The 16537-nt window shown below is 69.2% G+C and carries 14 protein-coding genes; 9 read left to right on the top strand and 5 right to left on the bottom strand.

What is annotated here, in order from left to right; all coding sequences use genetic code 11:
• Positions 1–58: 58 nt before the first annotated feature.
• The 3 genes from FIU88_RS02750 to kynU form a co-directional block, all read right to left on the bottom strand.
• Entirely contained in the window at positions 59–1366 is a 1308-nt protein-coding gene (locus tag FIU88_RS02750; RefSeq protein WP_152478097.1) for a DUF2252 domain-containing protein, read from the bottom strand.
• Positions 1367–1453: 87 nt separating this feature from the next.
• Positions 1454–2251: an alpha/beta hydrolase gene (locus FIU88_RS02745; protein WP_152478096.1), complete on the bottom strand. Its 798-nt coding sequence runs from the start codon at positions 2249–2251 to the stop codon at positions 1454–1456.
• Positions 2251–3483 carry a kynureninase gene (gene kynU, locus FIU88_RS02740; RefSeq protein ID WP_152478095.1) on the bottom strand — a complete coding sequence of 411 codons (1233 nt, stop codon included), beginning with the start codon at positions 3481–3483 and terminating at the stop codon, positions 2251–2253. Before kynU ends, FIU88_RS02745 begins: the two co-directional genes overlap by 1 nt.
• Positions 3484–4077: 594 nt before the next feature.
• Here kynU and FIU88_RS02735 point away from each other — a divergent pair.
• The 9 genes from FIU88_RS02735 to FIU88_RS02700 all read left to right on the top strand — a co-directional run bounded on the left by FIU88_RS02735 (position 4078) and on the right by FIU88_RS02700 (position 14385).
• Complete coding sequence (locus FIU88_RS02735; RefSeq protein WP_152478094.1) at positions 4078–5790, top strand: sodium:solute symporter family protein; 1713 nt, start codon at positions 4078–4080, stop codon at positions 5788–5790.
• 56 nt (positions 5791–5846) lie between these two features.
• The gene (locus FIU88_RS19290; RefSeq protein ID WP_016855834.1) at positions 5847–5975 is read left to right on the top strand and encodes a putative transporter small subunit; all 129 of its coding nucleotides are present in this window, start codon (positions 5847–5849) and stop codon (positions 5973–5975) included.
• Between the two features lie 318 nt (positions 5976–6293).
• Positions 6294–7673, top strand: coding sequence for a DNA-3-methyladenine glycosylase 2 family protein (locus FIU88_RS02730; RefSeq protein ID WP_152478093.1), 1380 nt, complete (start codon positions 6294–6296; stop codon positions 7671–7673).
• Positions 7674–7699: 26 nt separating this feature from the next.
• Positions 7700–8191, top strand: coding sequence for a methylated-DNA--[protein]-cysteine S-methyltransferase (locus tag FIU88_RS02725; protein WP_152478092.1), 492 nt, complete (start codon positions 7700–7702; stop codon positions 8189–8191).
• 368 nt (positions 8192–8559) lie between these two features.
• A complete protein-coding gene (gene dctP / locus FIU88_RS02720) occupies positions 8560–9561 on the top strand; it encodes a TRAP transporter substrate-binding protein DctP (protein WP_152478091.1) in 1002 nt (333 codons plus the stop codon).
• Positions 9562–9623: 62 nt separating this feature from the next.
• The gene (locus FIU88_RS02715) at positions 9624–10148 is read left to right on the top strand and encodes a TRAP transporter small permease subunit (protein WP_152478090.1); all 525 of its coding nucleotides are present in this window, start codon (positions 9624–9626) and stop codon (positions 10146–10148) included.
• Position 10149: 1 nt separating this feature from the next.
• On the top strand, positions 10150–11484 hold the full coding sequence (locus tag FIU88_RS02710) for a TRAP transporter large permease (protein WP_152478089.1): 1335 nt from the start codon (positions 10150–10152) through the stop codon (positions 11482–11484).
• A gap of 13 nt (positions 11485–11497) precedes the next feature.
• Positions 11498–12865 (top strand): malonyl-CoA decarboxylase, encoded by a 1368-nt coding sequence (locus FIU88_RS02705; protein ID WP_152478088.1) that lies wholly within the window; start codon positions 11498–11500, stop codon positions 12863–12865.
• Positions 12862–14385, top strand: coding sequence for a malonyl-CoA synthase (locus FIU88_RS02700; RefSeq protein WP_152478087.1), 1524 nt, complete (start codon positions 12862–12864; stop codon positions 14383–14385). Before FIU88_RS02705 ends, FIU88_RS02700 begins: the two co-directional genes overlap by 4 nt.
• An 86-nt stretch (positions 14386–14471) precedes the next feature.
• Here FIU88_RS02700 and FIU88_RS02695 read toward each other — a convergent pair whose 3' ends face one another.
• Positions 14472–14960 carry a metallophosphoesterase gene (locus FIU88_RS02695; RefSeq protein ID WP_152478086.1) on the bottom strand — a complete coding sequence of 163 codons (489 nt, stop codon included), beginning with the start codon at positions 14958–14960 and terminating at the stop codon, positions 14472–14474.
• Positions 14961–15095: 135 nt separating this feature from the next.
• Positions 15096–16526, bottom strand: a complete 1431-nt coding sequence (locus FIU88_RS02690) for an MmgE/PrpD family protein (RefSeq protein ID WP_152478085.1) — start codon at positions 16524–16526, stop codon at positions 15096–15098.
• Positions 16527–16537 lie beyond the last annotated feature (11 nt).

Here is a 16537-nt window from a genome sequence, read left to right as displayed (position 1 = left end):
GCGTCGGTAGCGCCCGGGGAGGGGCATGGCGCCCCTCGCCGAACACATCGGTTCCCGTTTACAGAGAATCGACGAAGGTGGCGTGATCCCGGGCCACGCAGTCGGCGTAGCCGAAAGCCAGCGTCGAGATCATGTCCACGAAGTGCTCCTGGCCGCCCTCGACCCGGCCGGTCACCGCCCGGGCGAAGGCGCCGGGATCGTCGGGGGTCAGCGCCTGGGCGCCGCGCAGGTGCTCGCGGGCCAGGATCCGGCCCCACTGCTTGGCCAGCTTGCGATAGGGCTTGTCGCCGTCGATCTTGTGGGTCGGGAAGTCCTCCTTGAACGGCGAGCGCTCGCGCACCGAGAACACCGTGTCGCCCAGGTGCAGCCAGCCCAGGTAGATGTCCGGGTGCTCGGCGATGGCGGTGAAGGCGGCGGCGTGGCGGGCGCCCTCGTGGGCGAAGGCCCGGCGCCAGTCGCGCTTCTCGGCGGCGTTCATCATCCGCCAGCCCTCGGGCGCCGTCTGCTGCTTCACGTCGAGGATCACGTCGTCGTGAACGTGGTCGCGCCCACCCTCGATCAGCACGTAGTAGCGCTCGAGCCCCAGCGAGCCGGTGCCGGCGTCGAGGCGCCGCGCCATGTCCTTGACCCGGAAGTGATCCTCCTCGGCCTCGGCGCGGGCGCCGCGCAGCGTCTCGCGGTACTCCTCCTCCACGGCCTTGCGCAGCTGGCTGCCCAGGTGGGCCGGCAGCCGGGCCAGCTTCTCCGGGCGCTCGTCGACGGCGAAGCGCCGGCCGTCCTTGCCGAGCACGGTCCACTTGTCGAGCATCTTGGCCCGGCTCTCCTTGCGCGCCACCTTCTCCAGGAAGGGCTCCAGCGGCCCCTTGGCGGTGTCCAGGGTCACCGCCCCCGGCACCTCGCCCTCGGCGTGGTCGTCGAGCTCGTCCAGGTAGGCCTCGATGAGCGTCTCGAGCGACTTGTCGATGCCCTTGCGCGAGAGCCCGGCGTTCTCCCGCGCGTCCAGCACCAGGCTGATCGCCAGCCGCCACAGGTCGTACTGGTAGTCGCCGACCATGGCGTCGTCGAAGTCGTCCATGCCGTAGCGCACGGCATCGTCGTGATGGCCGTAAGCGCCGAAGTTGTAGACGTGGGCATCGCCCTGCAGCCAGGTCTGGGTCTCCGGCAGGCCGCCGTAGAGGGCGAAGCGCCAGTCGTGCCAGACGTCGCCCCAGTACAGGTGGTTGGTGCCGCGGAAGAAGCGATACGGCGACTCGGCCAGCTTGGCGTACTTGGCCTCGCGGTCGTCATCGGCAAGCGAGGCGTTGGCGGCGGCGATGGCATCGAGCACCTGGCGAGGGCGATTGTGGCGGGTCAGCGGTGGCGTCATGGAGCTTCCTTTTCCGACATGGGCGGTGCGACGAACGCCGGCGGGCGCAGCGTTCAGTCAAGCAAGCCCCGGCGTCGACGGCAAGGATTACAGATGATCGAGCACGTCGAAGTGATCGCAGCCGGCCAGGTCGGTCAGCTCGACCACGCCACCGGCGGCCTCGAGCGCGACCGCGAAGTCGCGGCCCTGGGAGCGAAACGCCGGCGGATCGCGCTCGGCGATCACCACCCGGCTCGGCGGCAGCGCGGCGAGCTCGCCGAAGCGCGGGCTCAGCGCCCGGGCCCGCGCCCGATCGAGGCCCAGCGGCGCGTTGATGTAGGTATCCACCAGCGGCGTGAGGTCATAGACGCCGCTGACCAGCAGCAGCTCGTCGACCTCTCCCTTCGCCTCGGCGGCCACCCGACACGCCAGCTGGGCGCCGGCGCTGTGGCCGCCGAGGATCACCCGCCCGGCGCCGCCGCGTGCTTCCAGCGCCTGCCGCGCCATGGCGAGGCCGCGGGCGCACTGGGCGATCATGGCCTCGATTGCGGTCCCCGGCGCCAGCCCGTAGCCCAGCGAGGCGAAGGCCATGCCCCGGGCCAGATAGTGCTCGGCGAGGAAGTCGCTGGCGGTGTGATCGAGCTCCTGCCAGTAGCCGCCGTGGATAAAGGCCATCAGCGGCCAGGGAGCCTCCCTCGCCGACATGCTCCCGGGCGCGCCCTCGGGAATGAACAGGTCCAGCCGCGCCTCGGCATCGTCGTCGTCGACCAGTTCGAGCGGCCGATGGCGGGCCGCCAGCGCGCGGCCGGCGTGCGCCTGGCGCGCCAGCGTCGCCTCGACGTCGCGGGCGAAGCGACTCGGCGAATAGGCATGATCCCGCGCCGCCTGCGCGTCGCGACCGGCCATCAGGTCACCGCTCCGCGCACGTGGAAGCGAGGCTCGCGGTACTCGCCGCCCTCAACCACCTCGCGGAAGTGCCGCGCCGCCTGCCAGACGTCCTCGAAGCTCAGGTAGAGCGGCGCGAAGCCGAAGCGCATCAGCCCCGGCTCGCGGTAGTCGCCGATCACCCCGCGACCGATCAGCGCCTGGACGATGGCGTAGCCGTTGTCGGCATCCACCAGCGACACCTGGCTGCCGCGCTCGCCCGCCGGCGGGGTGATGTCCTCGATGCCGTGCGCCTCGAACAGGTCGGCCAGGCCGTCGCGGAACAGCCTGCCCAGCGCCAGGCTCTTCTCCCGCAGCGCCGCCATGTCGACATCGCCCCACATCGAAAGCGACGCCTCCAGGGCGCTGTAGGCCAGCGCGGAGTGGGTGCCGGTGCGAAAGCGGGTGATGTCGCCGGCCGGGGCATAGTCGGCGTCGAAGGCGAAGGGCGCGGCATGGCCGTGCCAGCCCGAGAGCGGCTGCCAGCCGCCGTCCTGGTGGTCGCGGTGCACGTAGAGGAAGCCCGGCGCGCCGGGGCCGCCGTTGAGGTACTTGTAGGTGCAGCCCACCGCGTAGCGGGCGCCGCTGCCGCCGAGGTCCACCGGCAGCGCGCCGGCCGAGTGGGCCAGGTCCCAGATCACCTCGCCGCCGGCCTCGTGCACCCGCCGCGTGGTGGCCGCCATGTCGCGCAGCCGGCCGGTGCGATAGTTGACCTGGCTGAGCACCACCACGGCCACGCCGTCCAGGTGCTCGGCGAGCTCGGCGCCCTCGGGCAGCACGCGATGCTCGACGCCGCCGAGCCGACAGAAGCCCTGGGCGATGTAGCCGTCGGTGGGGAAGTTGCCGCCCTCGCTGAGCACCGCGCCACGGTTGCCATCGCCGCGCCGCTCGAGGATATAGCCCAGCAGCTTGAACAGGTTGAGGGTGATGTTGTCGGTGACCGCCACCTCGCCGTCGCGGGCGCCGATCACCGGCGCCAGCCGGTTGCCGAGGCGCTCCGGGGCGTCGAACCAGCCCCGGTTCCAGCCGCCGATCAGCTCGTCGCGCCACTGATTCAGGGTCGCGGCGACGGCCTCCCGGGCGGCCGTCGGCTGGGCACCGAGGGAGTTGCCGTCGAGGTAGATCACCCCGTCGGGCAGGGCAAACAGGGGCTTGAAGCCCGCCAGGGGATCGTGGCGATCGAGCTCGCGAACGCGGTCCAGGCTGACGCTCATGTCGGGTCTCCGCAGGGACAGGGGAAAGGCCTGCGATCATTCTAGGCGAGGACGGGCGACGCCCGCCCGATCCTCGGCGCCCTCTCCGAGGCCGTCGCTGTTGCCCCCTCGTCCCAGACGTTTCTTCTCAATTTTCGAGACACTGGCGTCCGTTGCCCGCCATCTGGGTGACGATTGGACATCTTGCCGTCGAGTCAGTAGGGTAATGGCGCCTCGGCCGGGAACATCGACACCGCGCCCGAGGTGGTCACCCTTCGTGACCGACTGGTCTCGCTTCACCGCAGACTGGATCACCCCGCTTTCGACTGTCCGTCGTCGACGTCATCGATAGAGAAGGAATCCATGTCGCCCCACTACAGTGAACAGGGCCGCTGCATGCCGCGCCGCCCGCCCCCAGCCTCTCCCTTCCCCGGGTAACGCCACGCGGCGCCGCCTCGAGCGGCCGAGCGTCATTCCATCGTCGCCTCATCGGCTCACGCCCCGATGACGTCTTCGCGTGCGCGATCAACACGACCCAACCGACCATCGCGTCCGGCCGGCACCCCTGCGTGGCCGTTTCGTGACGCGCCCCTTCCACTCACCGAGGGATTGCTTTTGAACAGCGCATCGCTTCATCAATTCTCGACCCCGACCATCCTCCTGTTGATGCTCGCCTTCTACGGCGGCACCTACCTGCTCACGCTCGGCATCCGCAAGAAGAAGGAAGACGCCGACGCCTTCATGGTCTCCAACCACCGCATCGGCTTCGGCATCGGCGCGGCCAGCATGACCGCCACCTGGATCTGGGCCGCCTCCTTCTACGCCGCCGCCACCTCCGGCTACACCTACGGCGTCTCCGGCCCCATCCACTACGGGCTCTGGGGCGCGCTGATGATCCTCTTCATCTACCCGTTCGGCCGGCGCTTTCGCAAGCTCGCCCCCAATGCCCACACCCTGGGCGAGCTGATCCACGCCCGCCACGGCAGCTCCAGCCAGCTGATCCTGGCGCTCTCCAACGTGCTGGGCAGCGTGATCAGCCTGATGGTCAACTTCACCGCCGCCGGCGCCCTGGTCTCGGTGCTCTCGCCGCTCTCCTTCCAGGCCGGGGTCATCATCGCCGGCGTCGGCGTGCTGCTCTACACCCTGTGGTCCGGCTTCCGCGCCTCGGTGCTGACCGACTTCGCCCAGCTGGTGGCCCTGATGGCCATCGCCGTGGTGATCATCCCCGCGGTGTTCTTCGCCATGGGCGGTCCCGGCGAGCTGGTCGCCGGCCTCGACAACCTGACCGCTGAGCAGGCCGACTTCTTCTCGATGGACGCCATCCTCAACCAGGGCGCGCCCTTCTTCGTCGCCGTGCTGGCCTACGCCATCGGCAACCAGACCATCTCCCAGCGCCTGTTCGCGGTGAACGAGGAGCACATCAAGCCGACCTTCCTCACCGCCACCGTCGGCTATGGCGCCATCGTCATCGGCCTCGGCATGATCGGCCTGATGGCCCTGACGCTGGGCATCGAGCCGCTCAATGGCGACATGAACAACCTGATCCCGCAGATGGTGTCGAGCTACCTGCCGCCGGTGTTCATCGCGCTGTTCTTCATCCTGGTGATCGGCTCGCTCTCCTCCACCGCCGACTCCGACCTCTCGGCGCTGTCGGCGATCATGATGGCCGACGTCTACGGCAAGAACCTGGCCCGCGGCAAGGCCGACCCCCAGCGCATGCTGCTGGTGGGCCGCCTGACCATGATCATCGCCACCGCGGCGGGCATCGTCTTCGCCAGCTTCTCGCTGGATATCCTGGTGATGCTGGTGTTCGTCGGCGCGCTGTGGGGCGCCATCGTCTTCCCGGTGATCGCCAGCTGCTTCTGGGACCGCATCACCAACGCGGCCTTCACCACCTCGGTGCTGGTGGCCATGGTGATGTTCTGCCTGGCGCGCTTCGAGTGGCTGCCGCTGGCGGGCGCCACCGGCCTGCTCTTCGAACTGCTGGCGAGCATCGGCGGCGGCGTGATCATCGGCCTGATGGTGTTCGGCTTCCTGGGCCGCACGATGGGCTTCCTCGCCGGCATCCTGGCACTCGCGGCCATGCTGGTCTTCGCCACCGGCTTCCTGCGCGAATACACCGTGCTGCTGGCCTCGCTGACCGCCTACGGCACCAGCACCCTGGTGTGCGTGGTGATGAGCCTCGCGAGCCGTCAGGAACGCTTCGACTTCGCCACCATCGGCGAACGGGTCGGCGACTATGACCATATCCAGGGCGCGCCCGCGGAGGCATCGCGCCGTCAGCCGACTCCGCCCAAGGACGCCACCCCCCTGGCCGGCCAGCGCTGAGCCGGGGCCCATCCACCACGGCGCCGGGTGCCGGCGCCGCCACGAGGAGAACCGCCATGAACTTGCTCTATGGCTTCTATGTGCTCGTATGGCCCGCCCTGACCCTGGGCGTGCTGGTACTGATCTGCCGCGCGGTGCTGCGCGACCGCCGCGACGCCAGGCGCGAGCAGCGCGAGCTCGTCTGACGCGGAGGTTGGCGATCCCCTGATCGCCGCCCTGCCAAGGACCCCGCCGGCCACTGCCGGCGGGGTCCTTTTCGTTCAATCCAACGACACGGGAGGCTAGACTGGGCCGCCCGCCGGAGGCCGAGGCCCTCGGCCAGCGCCCGATGGAAGGCCACCGGGCGCGGCTGCGCTAACGGTATCGACGCGCACTCGACGCACAATCAGGCAAAGACGCCGCGTGACCTGCACGAAGCGTCCGGCTTGACGTCCGTTTCCGGCGAGTCTCGCCGCGCCGGCGCGTTACACTGCGAACAGGAACCGAGACCGAGGAACGCCGCCATGCTGGATGCCGCTCAGTGCCGCCAGGCGCGCCTGGCCCGGGATGCGCGCTTCGACGGCCGCTTCGTGGTCGGCGTGACCAGTACCGGCATCTACTGCCGACCGATCTGCCCGGCCATCCCGTCGAAAGACACCCGGGTGCGCTACTTCGATACGCCCCTGGCCGCCGCCGAGGCCGGCTTCCGTCCCTGCCTGCGCTGCCGGCCGGACAGCGCCCCCGACTCCCCCGCCTGGCGCGGCACCCGCACCACGCTCGAGCGAGCGCTGCGGCTGATCGACGACGGCGCCCTGAGCGACGGCTCGCTGGGCGACCTGTGCCAGCGGCTCGGGGTCGGCGAGCGTCACCTGAGGCGGCTGTTCCACGACGGACTCGGCGTCTCGCCCAAGGCCTACGCCCAGTATCGCCAGTGCCTGTTCGCCAAGCAGCTGCTGCACCAGACCACGCTGCCGATCACCGACATCGCCTACGCCAGCGGCTTTCGCAGCCTGCGACGCTTCAACGATGCCTTCGTGACCCGCCTCGGCCTGGCACCGCGGGAACTGCGCCGAAGCGCCGCCGATAGCGCCAACGGCGGCCAGAACGGCGAGCCGCTGACGCTGTGGCTGGCCTATCGCCCGCCCTATGCCTGGCCGGCGCTGCGCGACTTCCACGCCGGCCGTGCCATTGCCGGCCTGGAGTGGGTCGGCGAGGCATATTACGGCCGGCATATCCGCTGGGGCGGCGCGCGCGGCTCGTTCACCGCCGAACACGTTCCGCAGCGCCACGCCTTCCGGGTCCGCCTCGTGCTCGACGACCTGCGCGCACTGTCGCCGGTGGTGCGGCGCATCCGCCGGGTGCTGGATCTGGACGCCGACACCACCACCATCGAGACCCATCTGGCCGGCGCCTTCCCCGGCCTTGCACTGGTCGAGGGGCTGCGGCTCCCCGGCATCTGGTCGCCCTTCGAGGCTGGCATCCGCGCCATCCTCGGCCAGCAGGTCTCCACCGACGCCGCCCGCGGCCTGGTCACGCGACTGGTGGAGGCGCGGGGCGAGCCGACCGAGCACGGCCATCACTTCCCCGTGCCCGAGGCCATCGCCGACAGCGAACTCGACGAACTGCGCATGCCCGGCGCCCGCAAGGCGACGCTCAGGCGCTTCGCGAGCTGGTACGCTGAAGGCGACGCCGACGACGATCCGCAGGCCTGGACGACGCTGAAAGGCATCGGGCCCTGGACGGCGAACTACGCGGCGCTGCGCGGCACCGGCGCCCCCGATATCTGGCTGGACGGCGATGCCGGCGTGCGCCGCGCCCTGCCCCGCCTGGCGGGCGCCGAGCCGGCCCGGGGAGCGCCCTGGCGCAGCTACCTGACCCTGCAGCTCTGGTCTTCCACCCCCTGAGGTTCATACAACAAGGAGCCAAGCCGATGACCGACGATGCCCTGGACTACTTCCGCCCGCCGGAGACCGAGGCCCTCGGCCTGATCCGCCTCGGCGCCTCCGACGCCGGGCTGACCGAGATCGCCTTCGTCATGGAAGAGGACGAGCCGGCACGGCCCAACGCCCACACCGAGCGGGCCCGCGCCCAGCTGGCAGAATACTTCGACGGCCTCCGCCAGGCCTTCGACCTGCCGCTGGCGCCGGAGGGCACCGACTTCCAGCGCCGCGTATGGCAGGCGCTCGCCACCATCCCCTTCGGCGAGACCCGCTGCTACGCCGAGATCGCCGAGCAGCTCGGCTGCAAGGGCGGGCAGCGCGCGGTGGGCGCGGCCAACGGCAAGAACCCGCTGGCCATCGTGGTGCCCTGCCACCGGGTGATCGGCAGCGATGGCCGGCTCACCGGCTACGCAGGCGGCATCGGCCGCAAGCAGTGGCTGCTGGCGCACGAGGCCGGCGAGATTCCTTTCTCTCTAAACTGAGTGCCTCTGAACCGAGTGTCTCTGAACCAGGCTTCTCTGAACCAAGCCGGGCACCCGGATCGTTCTACCGTCGCGATGCCCCGCCTTGGGCGAGCGTCGCGACGATTTCCCCCGATTTTCTTTCGTCCCGCTCGACCGCCCGCCACGAGCGCCTTTCGGCGCTTTTGCTGCATCGCAGCTGATGCCTTTGTCTAAGCCGCCCGGTTTGACAGTAGTATTTCACTTCGCCTATTGAAATATATATCAGCACCGCTGATAGACACTTCACACAAGAAAGCTTCGTACAACAGCCGCTCTCGCGCTGTTGCTGTAAAGAGAAGTTGCTCTCAACAAACGGCCCATAACAACAACGCCAATCTGGAGACGCCATGAAACGCTCAATGCTCCCCATCGTCGCGGGCACCGCCCTCGCCGCCTCTCTCGCCGGCACCGCCGCTTCGGCCGATACCGTGCTGCGCGCCTCCCACCAGTTCCCCGGTGGCCAGGGCGACGTGCGCGACGAGATGGTCCAGCTGATGGCCGACAAGGTCGCCGAGGCCGACGTCGGCCTGGAGATCGAGGTCTATCCCGGCCAGTCGCTGTTCAAGGCTCGCGAGCAGTGGGCCGCGCTGTCCCGCGGACGCCTGGACATCACCGCCCTGCCGCTCGACTACGCCAGCGGCCGCCACCCGGAATTCTCCGCCACCCTGATGCCCGGCGTGGTGCGCAACCACGAGCACGCCCGCCGCCTCAACGACTCCGAGTTCATGGGCATGATCAAGGACGTCATCCAGGAAGGCGGCGCCCGGGTGCTGGCCGATGCCTGGCTGGCCGGCGGCTTCGCCTCCAGCCAACAGTGCATCACCTCGCCGGACACCGTCGAGGGCCAGACCTTCCGCGCCGCCGGCCCGGCCTTCGAGGAAATGCTGGCTGGCGCCGGCGCCTCGATCTCCTCCATGCCGTCGTCCGAGATCTACACCGCCCTGCAGACCGGGGTGCTGGACGCCGCCAACACCTCCTCGATGTCCTTCGTCTCCTACCGCATCTACGAGCAGGTGAGCTGCATGACCGCGCCGGGCGAGCACGCCCTGTGGTTCATGTACGAGCCGATCCTGATCTCCGAGCGCAGCTGGCAGGGCCTCAGCGAGGAACAGCAGCAGGCGCTGACCGCCGCCGGCCAGGCCGCCGAGGACTTCTTCGCCGAGGAGGCCGCCGGCCTCGACCAGGCGATGGTCGACGCCTACGAGGAGAACGGCGTCGAGGTGGTGACCATGAGCCAGGAGGACTACGACGCCTGGCTGGAGATCGCCAAGCAGACCTCCTACAAGAACTTCGCCGAGAACGTCCCCAACGGACAGGCCCTGATCGACGCCGCCCTGGCCGTCGAGTAACCGGGTTTCCGCCCCCACGACACCGGCCCCTGGGCCGGTGTCTCTGACTCCGGGAGGACGACATGGCCATGGCCAATACCTCACCCCTTGCCCGACGCCTGCCGCTGGTCGGCGGCTACATCCGCCTGATGGATGGCGTCTCCCGCGGCGCCGCTTACGTCGCCTGCGCGCTGTTCCTGGCCGGCGTCGGCGCCATCTGCCACATGGTCTTCGTGCGCTACGCGCTGGGCATGAGCACCAGCTGGCAGACCGAATTCACCATCTTCTCGGTCACCGGCGCCATGCTGATGGGCAGCGCCTACGTGCTGATGACCGGCGGCCACGTCGCCATCACCCTGCTGCCCGACCTGGTCGGCGGCCTGGGCCGAAAACTCATGCTGCTGCTCGGCTCGCTGGTCGGCCTGGTCTTCTGCGCCGCGCTGGCCTACGGCAGCTGGGTCTACGTCGCCGAGGCCTGGCACGGCCAGTGGACCACCGGCACGGTGTGGAACCCGCCGCTGTGGCCGGCCCTGCTGCCGGTGGCCCTCGGCGCCACCCTGCTGACGCTGCAGTACGTCGCGGAACTGCTGCGCGGCGAGGAGAACTGACATGGATCCGATCACGCTGGGCATCATCGTCGCCGTCGGCCTCATCGTACTGATGGCCATCGGCACCCCCATCGCCTTCGCCCTGGGCGGCGTCTCGCTGATGGCGCTGCTCTACGACCGCGGCATGCCGGAGCTCACCTACTTCGGCGAGACCTTCTTCGAGCGCATCGCCGAGTTCGGCTTCGTCGCCATCCCGATGTTCATCCTGATGGGCGCCGCCGTGGCCTCCTCGCCCACCGGCCGCGACCTCTACCGCTCGCTGGACCTGTGGATGGGTCGCCTGCCGGCCGGGCTCGCCGTCTCCAACATCGGCGCCTGCTCGATCTTCGCCGCCCTCTCCGGCTCGTCGCCGGCCACCTGCGCGGCGATCGGCAAGATGGGCATCCCCGAGATGCGCACCCGCGGCTATCCGGACGGCGTGGCCGCCGGCTGCATCGCCGCCGGCGGAACCCTGGGCATCCTGATTCCGCCCTCGGTGACCATGATCATCTACGGCATCGCCAGCGAGACCTCCATCGGCCGCCTGTTCATCGCCGGCGTGGTGCCGGGCTTCATGCTCGCCGGGCTGTTCATGATCTGGACGATCATCGCCTGCAAGCTGGCCGGCGGTTATCAGAACCCCGCGGCCGAGGCCGCCGGCCGGCTCAAGGAGACGGTCAAGGCCAACGTCGACTCCAACCTCAAGGCGGTGGTGCGGGTGCTGCCCTTCCTCGCCGTGGTGGCGGGCATCCTGTTCGCGCTCTACGGCGGCGTGGCCACGCCCTCCGAGGCGGCCGGCGTCGGCGCCTTCCTGTGCCTGGCGCTGGCGATCCTGATCTACCGCATGTGGCAGGCCGGGCCGATCAAGCTGATCATGCGCGACTCGCTGCGCGAGAGCGTGATGATCATGCTGGTCATCGCCTGCGCCGAGGTCTTCGCCTACGCCCTGTCGTCGCTGTTCATCACCCAGACCGTGGCCGGCGCCATCGCCGACCTGGAGGTCAACCGCTGGGTGCTGATGGGCGTCATCAACGTCTTCCTGCTGGTGGCCGGCTTCTTCCTGCCGCCGGTGGCGGTGATCGTGATGACCGCACCGATCCTGCTGCCGATCATCCTGGCCGCCGACTTCGACCCCTACTGGTTCGCGGTGGTGCTGACCATCAACCTGGAGATCGGCCTGATCACCCCGCCGGTGGGACTGAATCTGTTCATCATCAAGGGCATCGCGCCGGACATCTCGCTGCGCAGCATCCTGACCGGCAGCCTGCCCTACGCCCTGTGCATGGTGCTGGCGATCGTGCTGCTGTGCCTGTTCCCGGGCATCGCCCTGTGGCTCCCCGACCTGATCATGGGCTGAAGGAGACGACGCCATGAACATGACCTTCCTTCAGGAACTGCTCAACAACATCACCCAGCGCGACGCCCTGCGCTGGCGGCGCTCGGACGGCGACGATGCCCCCACCCACGACGCGCTGGTCGAGGCCTGTCGCGCCCTGCTCGAAAGCGACGGCGAGGCCTCGAGCATCGCCCTGGCCAGCCGCGCCCTGGCCATGTACGCGCGGCTCGACGCCGACCCGCGCAGGCACTTCTTCATGCGCCTGGCCGAGGAGTTCGCCGCCGACCCCGAGCGCATCGACACCACCTACGCCGCCTATCGCGAGACCCGTGACAACGCCTCGCTGGAGGCGCTGTTCGAGGCCTGCGAGCCGAAGCGCCAGGAGCTGTTCCGGCGCCTCAACCTGGCCCCCGAGGGCACCTATCAGCTGGTGCGCATGCGCGAGCAGCTGCTGGCCCTGCGACGCGAGAACCCGGAGCTCGCGGCCATCGACGCCGACTTCGCCCACCTGTTCGGCTCCTGGTTCAACCGCGGCTTCCTGATGCTCAAGCGCATCGACTGGAACACCCCGGCCTCGATCCTGGAGAAGATCATCCGCTACGAGGCGGTGCACGAGATCCAGGACTGGAACGACCTGCGCCGCCGGCTCGACGCCCGCGACCGCCGCTGCTTTGCCTTCTTCCACCCGGCCACCGGCGACGAGCCGCTGATCTTCGTCGAGGTGGCGCTGTGCAAGGGGCTTCCGGACCGCATCCAGCCGATCCTGGCCGGCGATCCCACTGCACCGGGGCACGTGGAGGAACCCGAGGACGCCGACAGCGCCGCCTTCTTCGGCATCAGCAATTGCCAGGTGGGGCTGCGCGGCATCTCGTTCGGCAACTTCCTGATCAAGCAGGTGGTACAGGAGCTCAAGCAGGAACTGCCGCAGCTCAAGCACTTCGTCACGCTCTCGCCGGTGCCGGGCTTCGCCCAGTGGCTGGCCGAGCGCCAGGGCGACACCACCCTGCCGGAATCCACCCGCGAGGCGCTGGCCGAGCTCGAGTCTCCCGGCTGGCATCAGGACACCGAGCGCGCCGAGGCGCTCAAGACCATCGTGCGACCGCTGGCCGCCCGCTACCTGGCCGAGGAGAAGAACCCCAGGGGCCTGCCGCTCAACCCGGTGGCACGCTTCCACCTGGGCAACGGCGCCGAGCTTCACCGCATCAACTGGCTCGGCGATACCTCGGCCAAGGGCCTCGAGCAGGCCGCCGGGCTGATGGTCAACTACCTCTACGTGCTCAACGACATCGAGCGCAATCACGAGAACTACACCGCCAACGCCACCGTGGCCCGTTCCGGCGAGGTCAAGGACCTCGTGCGCAAGGCCCGCAAGGCGCAAGGCAAGGGAGACACCGCCAGATGACCGATAACAACAACCTGTTCAAGACCTTCGCAGCCCGCATGCAGGCCCGTGGCGACGCCGACTTCATCACCACCCGCGACGGCCGCCGCTACTCCCACGCCGATGCCCTGGCCGAGAGCGCCCGGCTGGCCGGCGCCCTGGTCGCGCTCGGCGTCTCGCCCGGCGACCGGGTCGCGGTGCAGGTCGACAAGAGCCCCGAGGCGATCCTGCTCTACCTCGCCACGCTGCGCGCCGGGGCGGTCTACCTGCCGCTCAACACCGGCTACACCGGCGACGAGATCCGCTACTTCCTGAGCGACGCCGAACCGGCGCTGTTCGTGTGTCGCCCGGCGGTGCTCGAGGAAGCCCGCGCGCTGGCCGCCGAGACCGGCTGCCCGGCGGTCGAGACCCTCGGCACCGCCGCCGACGGCTCGCTGATGGAACGCGCCGCGGCCGCCACGCCCTTCGACGACGCCGTGCCCCGCGGCGACGACGACCTGGCGGCGATCCTCTACACCTCCGGCACCACCGGCCGCTCCAAGGGCGCGATGCTCACCCACCGCAACCTCGGCTCCAACGCCGCGGCGCTGGTCGAGGCCTGGCGCTTCACCCCCGAGGACCGGCTGATCCACGCGCTGCCGATCTTCCACACCCACGGCCTGTTCGTGGCCTGCAACGTCACCCTGATGGCCGGCTCCAGCCTGCTGTTCCTGCCGAAGTTCGACGCCGACGTGATCTTCGAGGAGCTGCCCCGCGGCACGGTGATGATGGGCGTGCCGACCTTCTACACCCGGCTGGTGGCCGACGATCGCCTCACCCCCGAGGTCACCGCCAACATGCGCCTGTTCGTCTCCGGCTCGGCGCCGCTGACCGCCGAGACCCACGAGCTGTTCGCCGAGAAGACCGGCCACGCCATCCTCGAGCGCTACGGCATGACCGAGACCAACATGAACCTCTCCAACCCCTACGACGGCGACCGCCGCGCCGGCACCGTGGGCATGCCGCTGCCCGGGGTGGAGATCCGCATCGTCGACCGCGACACCGGCAAGGAAGTCCCCGACGGCGAGATCGGCTTGCTTCAGGTGCGCGGCCCCAACGTCTTCGTCGGCTACTGGCGCAAGCCCGAGAAGACCAAGGAAGAGCTGCTCGAGGACGGCTTCTTCATCACCGGCGACCTGGTCACCCGCGACGAGCGCGGCTACGTGCAGATCGTCGGCCGCGACAAGGACCTGGTGATCTCCGGCGGCTACAACGTCTATCCCAAGGAGGTGGAGCAGGTCATCGACGAGATGGACGAGGTGCTGGAATCCGCCGTGATCGGCCTACCCCACCCGGACTTCGGCGAGGGCGTCACCGCGACGGTGGTCTGCCAGCCCGGCGCCCAGCTCGACGAGGCCCAGGTGATCGCCCACCTGCAGGGCCGGCTGGCCAAGTACAAGCAGCCCAAGCGGGTGTTCTTCATCGACTCCCTGCCGCGCAACACCATGGGCAAGGTGCAGAAGAACGAGCTGCGCCAGCGCTTCGACGCCACCTATCGCTAGGCCTGCGAGGCGGGCGAAACACCGCCACCACGAACACGACGGCACCGCCTTGGCGGTGCCGTCGTCGTTGGGGAGGCTGATAGCGCCTACAGCGGCAGATGCAGGATGGCGCCGCGCAGGGCCGAGGCGTCGGCCCACAGCTTGCCGAGGGTCAGCGGCAGGGTGAAGCGCCGCCGGCCGGCGCCGCCGGGATTGAACAGCAGCCGGCCGTCGCGCCACTCGTTACGCGCCTTGTGGGAATGGCCGTGGAGCACGGCGTCGCTGGGCGTCTCGGGCGCGAAGTCGGCGATGTCATGCACCAGGTGCAGGCGCCAGCCGTTGACCGTGAGGTCACGATGCCAGGGCAGCCGCTCGGCCCAGTCCGCGGTGTCGACGTTGCCGCGCACGGCATGCACCGGCGCCAGCTCGCCCAGCCGCGCGAGGATCGCCGCATCGCGGTCGCGGCTGCCCACGTCGCCGAGATGCAGGATCAGCCCGCAGCCCTCGAGCATCGTCAGCGCCTCGTCGCGCAGCGTGCCGTGGGTGTCGGCGATCACGCCGATCGGGGCATCGAGCTCGAAGCATTCGGTTGTCATCGGGCCCCCTGGTGGCGATTCATCCCCATGGTGGCGCCCGAGACGCCAGGAAGACAGCGCCGCACGCAAAAAAGGAGGGGCAATGCCCCTCCTCCGCCTGCTGCCGATGCCACCCATCAACCCGAAAGCTGGCTCTTATCCGTTCAGCTTCTCGGCCAGGGCAGCGACATCGTCCAGCTCCTGAATCTTCCAGACGGTGTCGATCAGATCGGCCTGGGCCTGCTCGTCCAGCACGCCGTCGCAGCAGGAACGCACCTTCTGCTCGACCTCCGCATCGCTGAGGGGATTTTCGGGACCACCGCGATAGCGCTCATCGGCCCAACCGCTGACGTCCTGGCCACCTTTCAGGCGCAGGGTGATGCGCGAGCGCATCTTGTCGAAGCCCTGAGCCTCGATCTCTTCATCGAACTCGGTGCGAATGCGACGCTGCATCTCCTGCATCGCATCCGAGGCCACGAACTCATCGGAGAACTCGACCTTGCCGGCCTGGCGGTTGAGGGCGATCATCGCCAGCGCCGCGGGCAGGGAGAACTTGGCCTGCAGGTGGTTGGCGGCGATGGGATAGCGGATCGGGTTCAGGATGTTGGAGCCGGCATGGACGATGACCTCTTCGATATCGTCCGGCTTGGCGTCGGCCTCGAGCACCAGGCGCAGCATAAGGTCGATGGTCGGATGCGTCAGCACGCCACAGGGGTAGGGCTTGATGGAAACCCCGGGCTCGACGATGGACCAGGTCTTGCCGAAGCCCTGGGACAGCTTGTCCTCACTGACGCCTCCCCCCTGCACCGCCATAAAGCCCCAAGGGCCATCCAGCGCCTCCGGGTCGGCGGTGAAGCCGCGGCTCGCCAGCAGGGCTGCGGTCACGCCGTTTTCCGCCGCGCGACCGACGTGCAGGGGCTTGGTCATGGTCCCGAAGTTACAACGGATACCGGCGGCGAGGCTGGCGGCGATACCGAAGCCATGGCGCAGGTTGTCACCCGTCAGGCCCAGCAGCTTGGCGGCGCTGGCGAAGGCCCCGAAGGTGCCCACCGTGCCGCTGGAGTGCATGCCCTGCATGTAGTGCTGGGGCAGCATCCACTCGGAGATCTTGCTTTCGACCTCGAAGCCGGTGAGGAAGGCCTCCATGAAGCGCTTGCCATCGACGCCGCCCAGTCGCTGGCTGACGACCAGCGAGGCGGTCAAGGGGGGGATGGTGGGATGCGTCAGCAGTCCGTAGATATGCGCCGGGTCCTTGCTGACCTGACTGTCGTCCCAGTCGTGGGCGTGACCGGCGGTGCCGAGGACCCGAGCCGCCTGAGCCATCGGCGCCTTGATCCCACGCTGGCCCAGCACCAGAGCGTCGGCGCGACCGCCGGTCTCGGCAGCCTCCTCGGCCAACATCTGCACCGTGTGTTCCTCCGACCCCGCGACAAAGAGGCCGACACCGTCCAGCACGCAGCGGATACCGATCCGCACGGCCTCATCGGGAATGTTCTCGAAGCGCACCGACTCGACGAAGTCGGCGGCCTCTGCGGTGATACGGGTATTCTCCGGCATGTTGGCGAACACGTTAGTAGCGACTGACATGAGAATGCTCC

Origin of the sequence: Halomonas sp. THAF12, assembly GCF_009363675.1 — a bacterium.
GTDB classification, from domain to species: domain Bacteria; phylum Pseudomonadota; class Gammaproteobacteria; order Pseudomonadales; family Halomonadaceae; genus Halomonas; species Halomonas smyrnensis.
The sequence above is the reverse complement of the archived record's forward strand: the minus strand, read 5'-3'. Positions and strand labels throughout refer to the sequence as shown.

What these genes read in the sequence shown, in the direction of transcription:
- FIU88_RS02750 (WP_152478097.1), bottom strand. Translation starts at nt 1,366, where the DNA reads ATGACGCCACCGCTGACCCGCCACAATCGCCCTCGCCAGGTGCTCGAT.
- FIU88_RS02745 (WP_152478096.1), bottom strand. Translation starts at nt 2,251, where the DNA reads ATGGCCGGTCGCGACGCGCAGGCGGCGCGGGATCATGCCTATTCGCCG.
- kynU (WP_152478095.1), bottom strand. Translation starts at nt 3,483, where the DNA reads ATGAGCGTCAGCCTGGACCGCGTTCGCGAGCTCGATCGCCACGATCCC.
- FIU88_RS19290 (WP_016855834.1), top strand. Translation starts at nt 5,847, where the DNA reads ATGAACTTGCTCTATGGCTTCTATGTGCTCGTATGGCCCGCCCTGACC.
- FIU88_RS02730 (WP_152478093.1), top strand. Translation starts at nt 6,294, where the DNA reads ATGCTGGATGCCGCTCAGTGCCGCCAGGCGCGCCTGGCCCGGGATGCG.
- FIU88_RS02725 (WP_152478092.1), top strand. Translation starts at nt 7,700, where the DNA reads ATGACCGACGATGCCCTGGACTACTTCCGCCCGCCGGAGACCGAGGCC.
- dctP (WP_152478091.1), top strand. Translation starts at nt 8,560, where the DNA reads ATGAAACGCTCAATGCTCCCCATCGTCGCGGGCACCGCCCTCGCCGCC.
- FIU88_RS02715 (WP_152478090.1), top strand. Translation starts at nt 9,624, where the DNA reads ATGGCCATGGCCAATACCTCACCCCTTGCCCGACGCCTGCCGCTGGTC.
- FIU88_RS02710 (WP_152478089.1), top strand. Translation starts at nt 10,150, where the DNA reads ATGGATCCGATCACGCTGGGCATCATCGTCGCCGTCGGCCTCATCGTA.
- FIU88_RS02705 (WP_152478088.1), top strand. Translation starts at nt 11,498, where the DNA reads ATGAACATGACCTTCCTTCAGGAACTGCTCAACAACATCACCCAGCGC.
- FIU88_RS02700 (WP_152478087.1), top strand. Translation starts at nt 12,862, where the DNA reads ATGACCGATAACAACAACCTGTTCAAGACCTTCGCAGCCCGCATGCAG.
- FIU88_RS02695 (WP_152478086.1), bottom strand. Translation starts at nt 14,960, where the DNA reads ATGACAACCGAATGCTTCGAGCTCGATGCCCCGATCGGCGTGATCGCC.
- FIU88_RS02690 (WP_152478085.1), bottom strand. Translation starts at nt 16,526, where the DNA reads ATGTCAGTCGCTACTAACGTGTTCGCCAACATGCCGGAGAATACCCGT.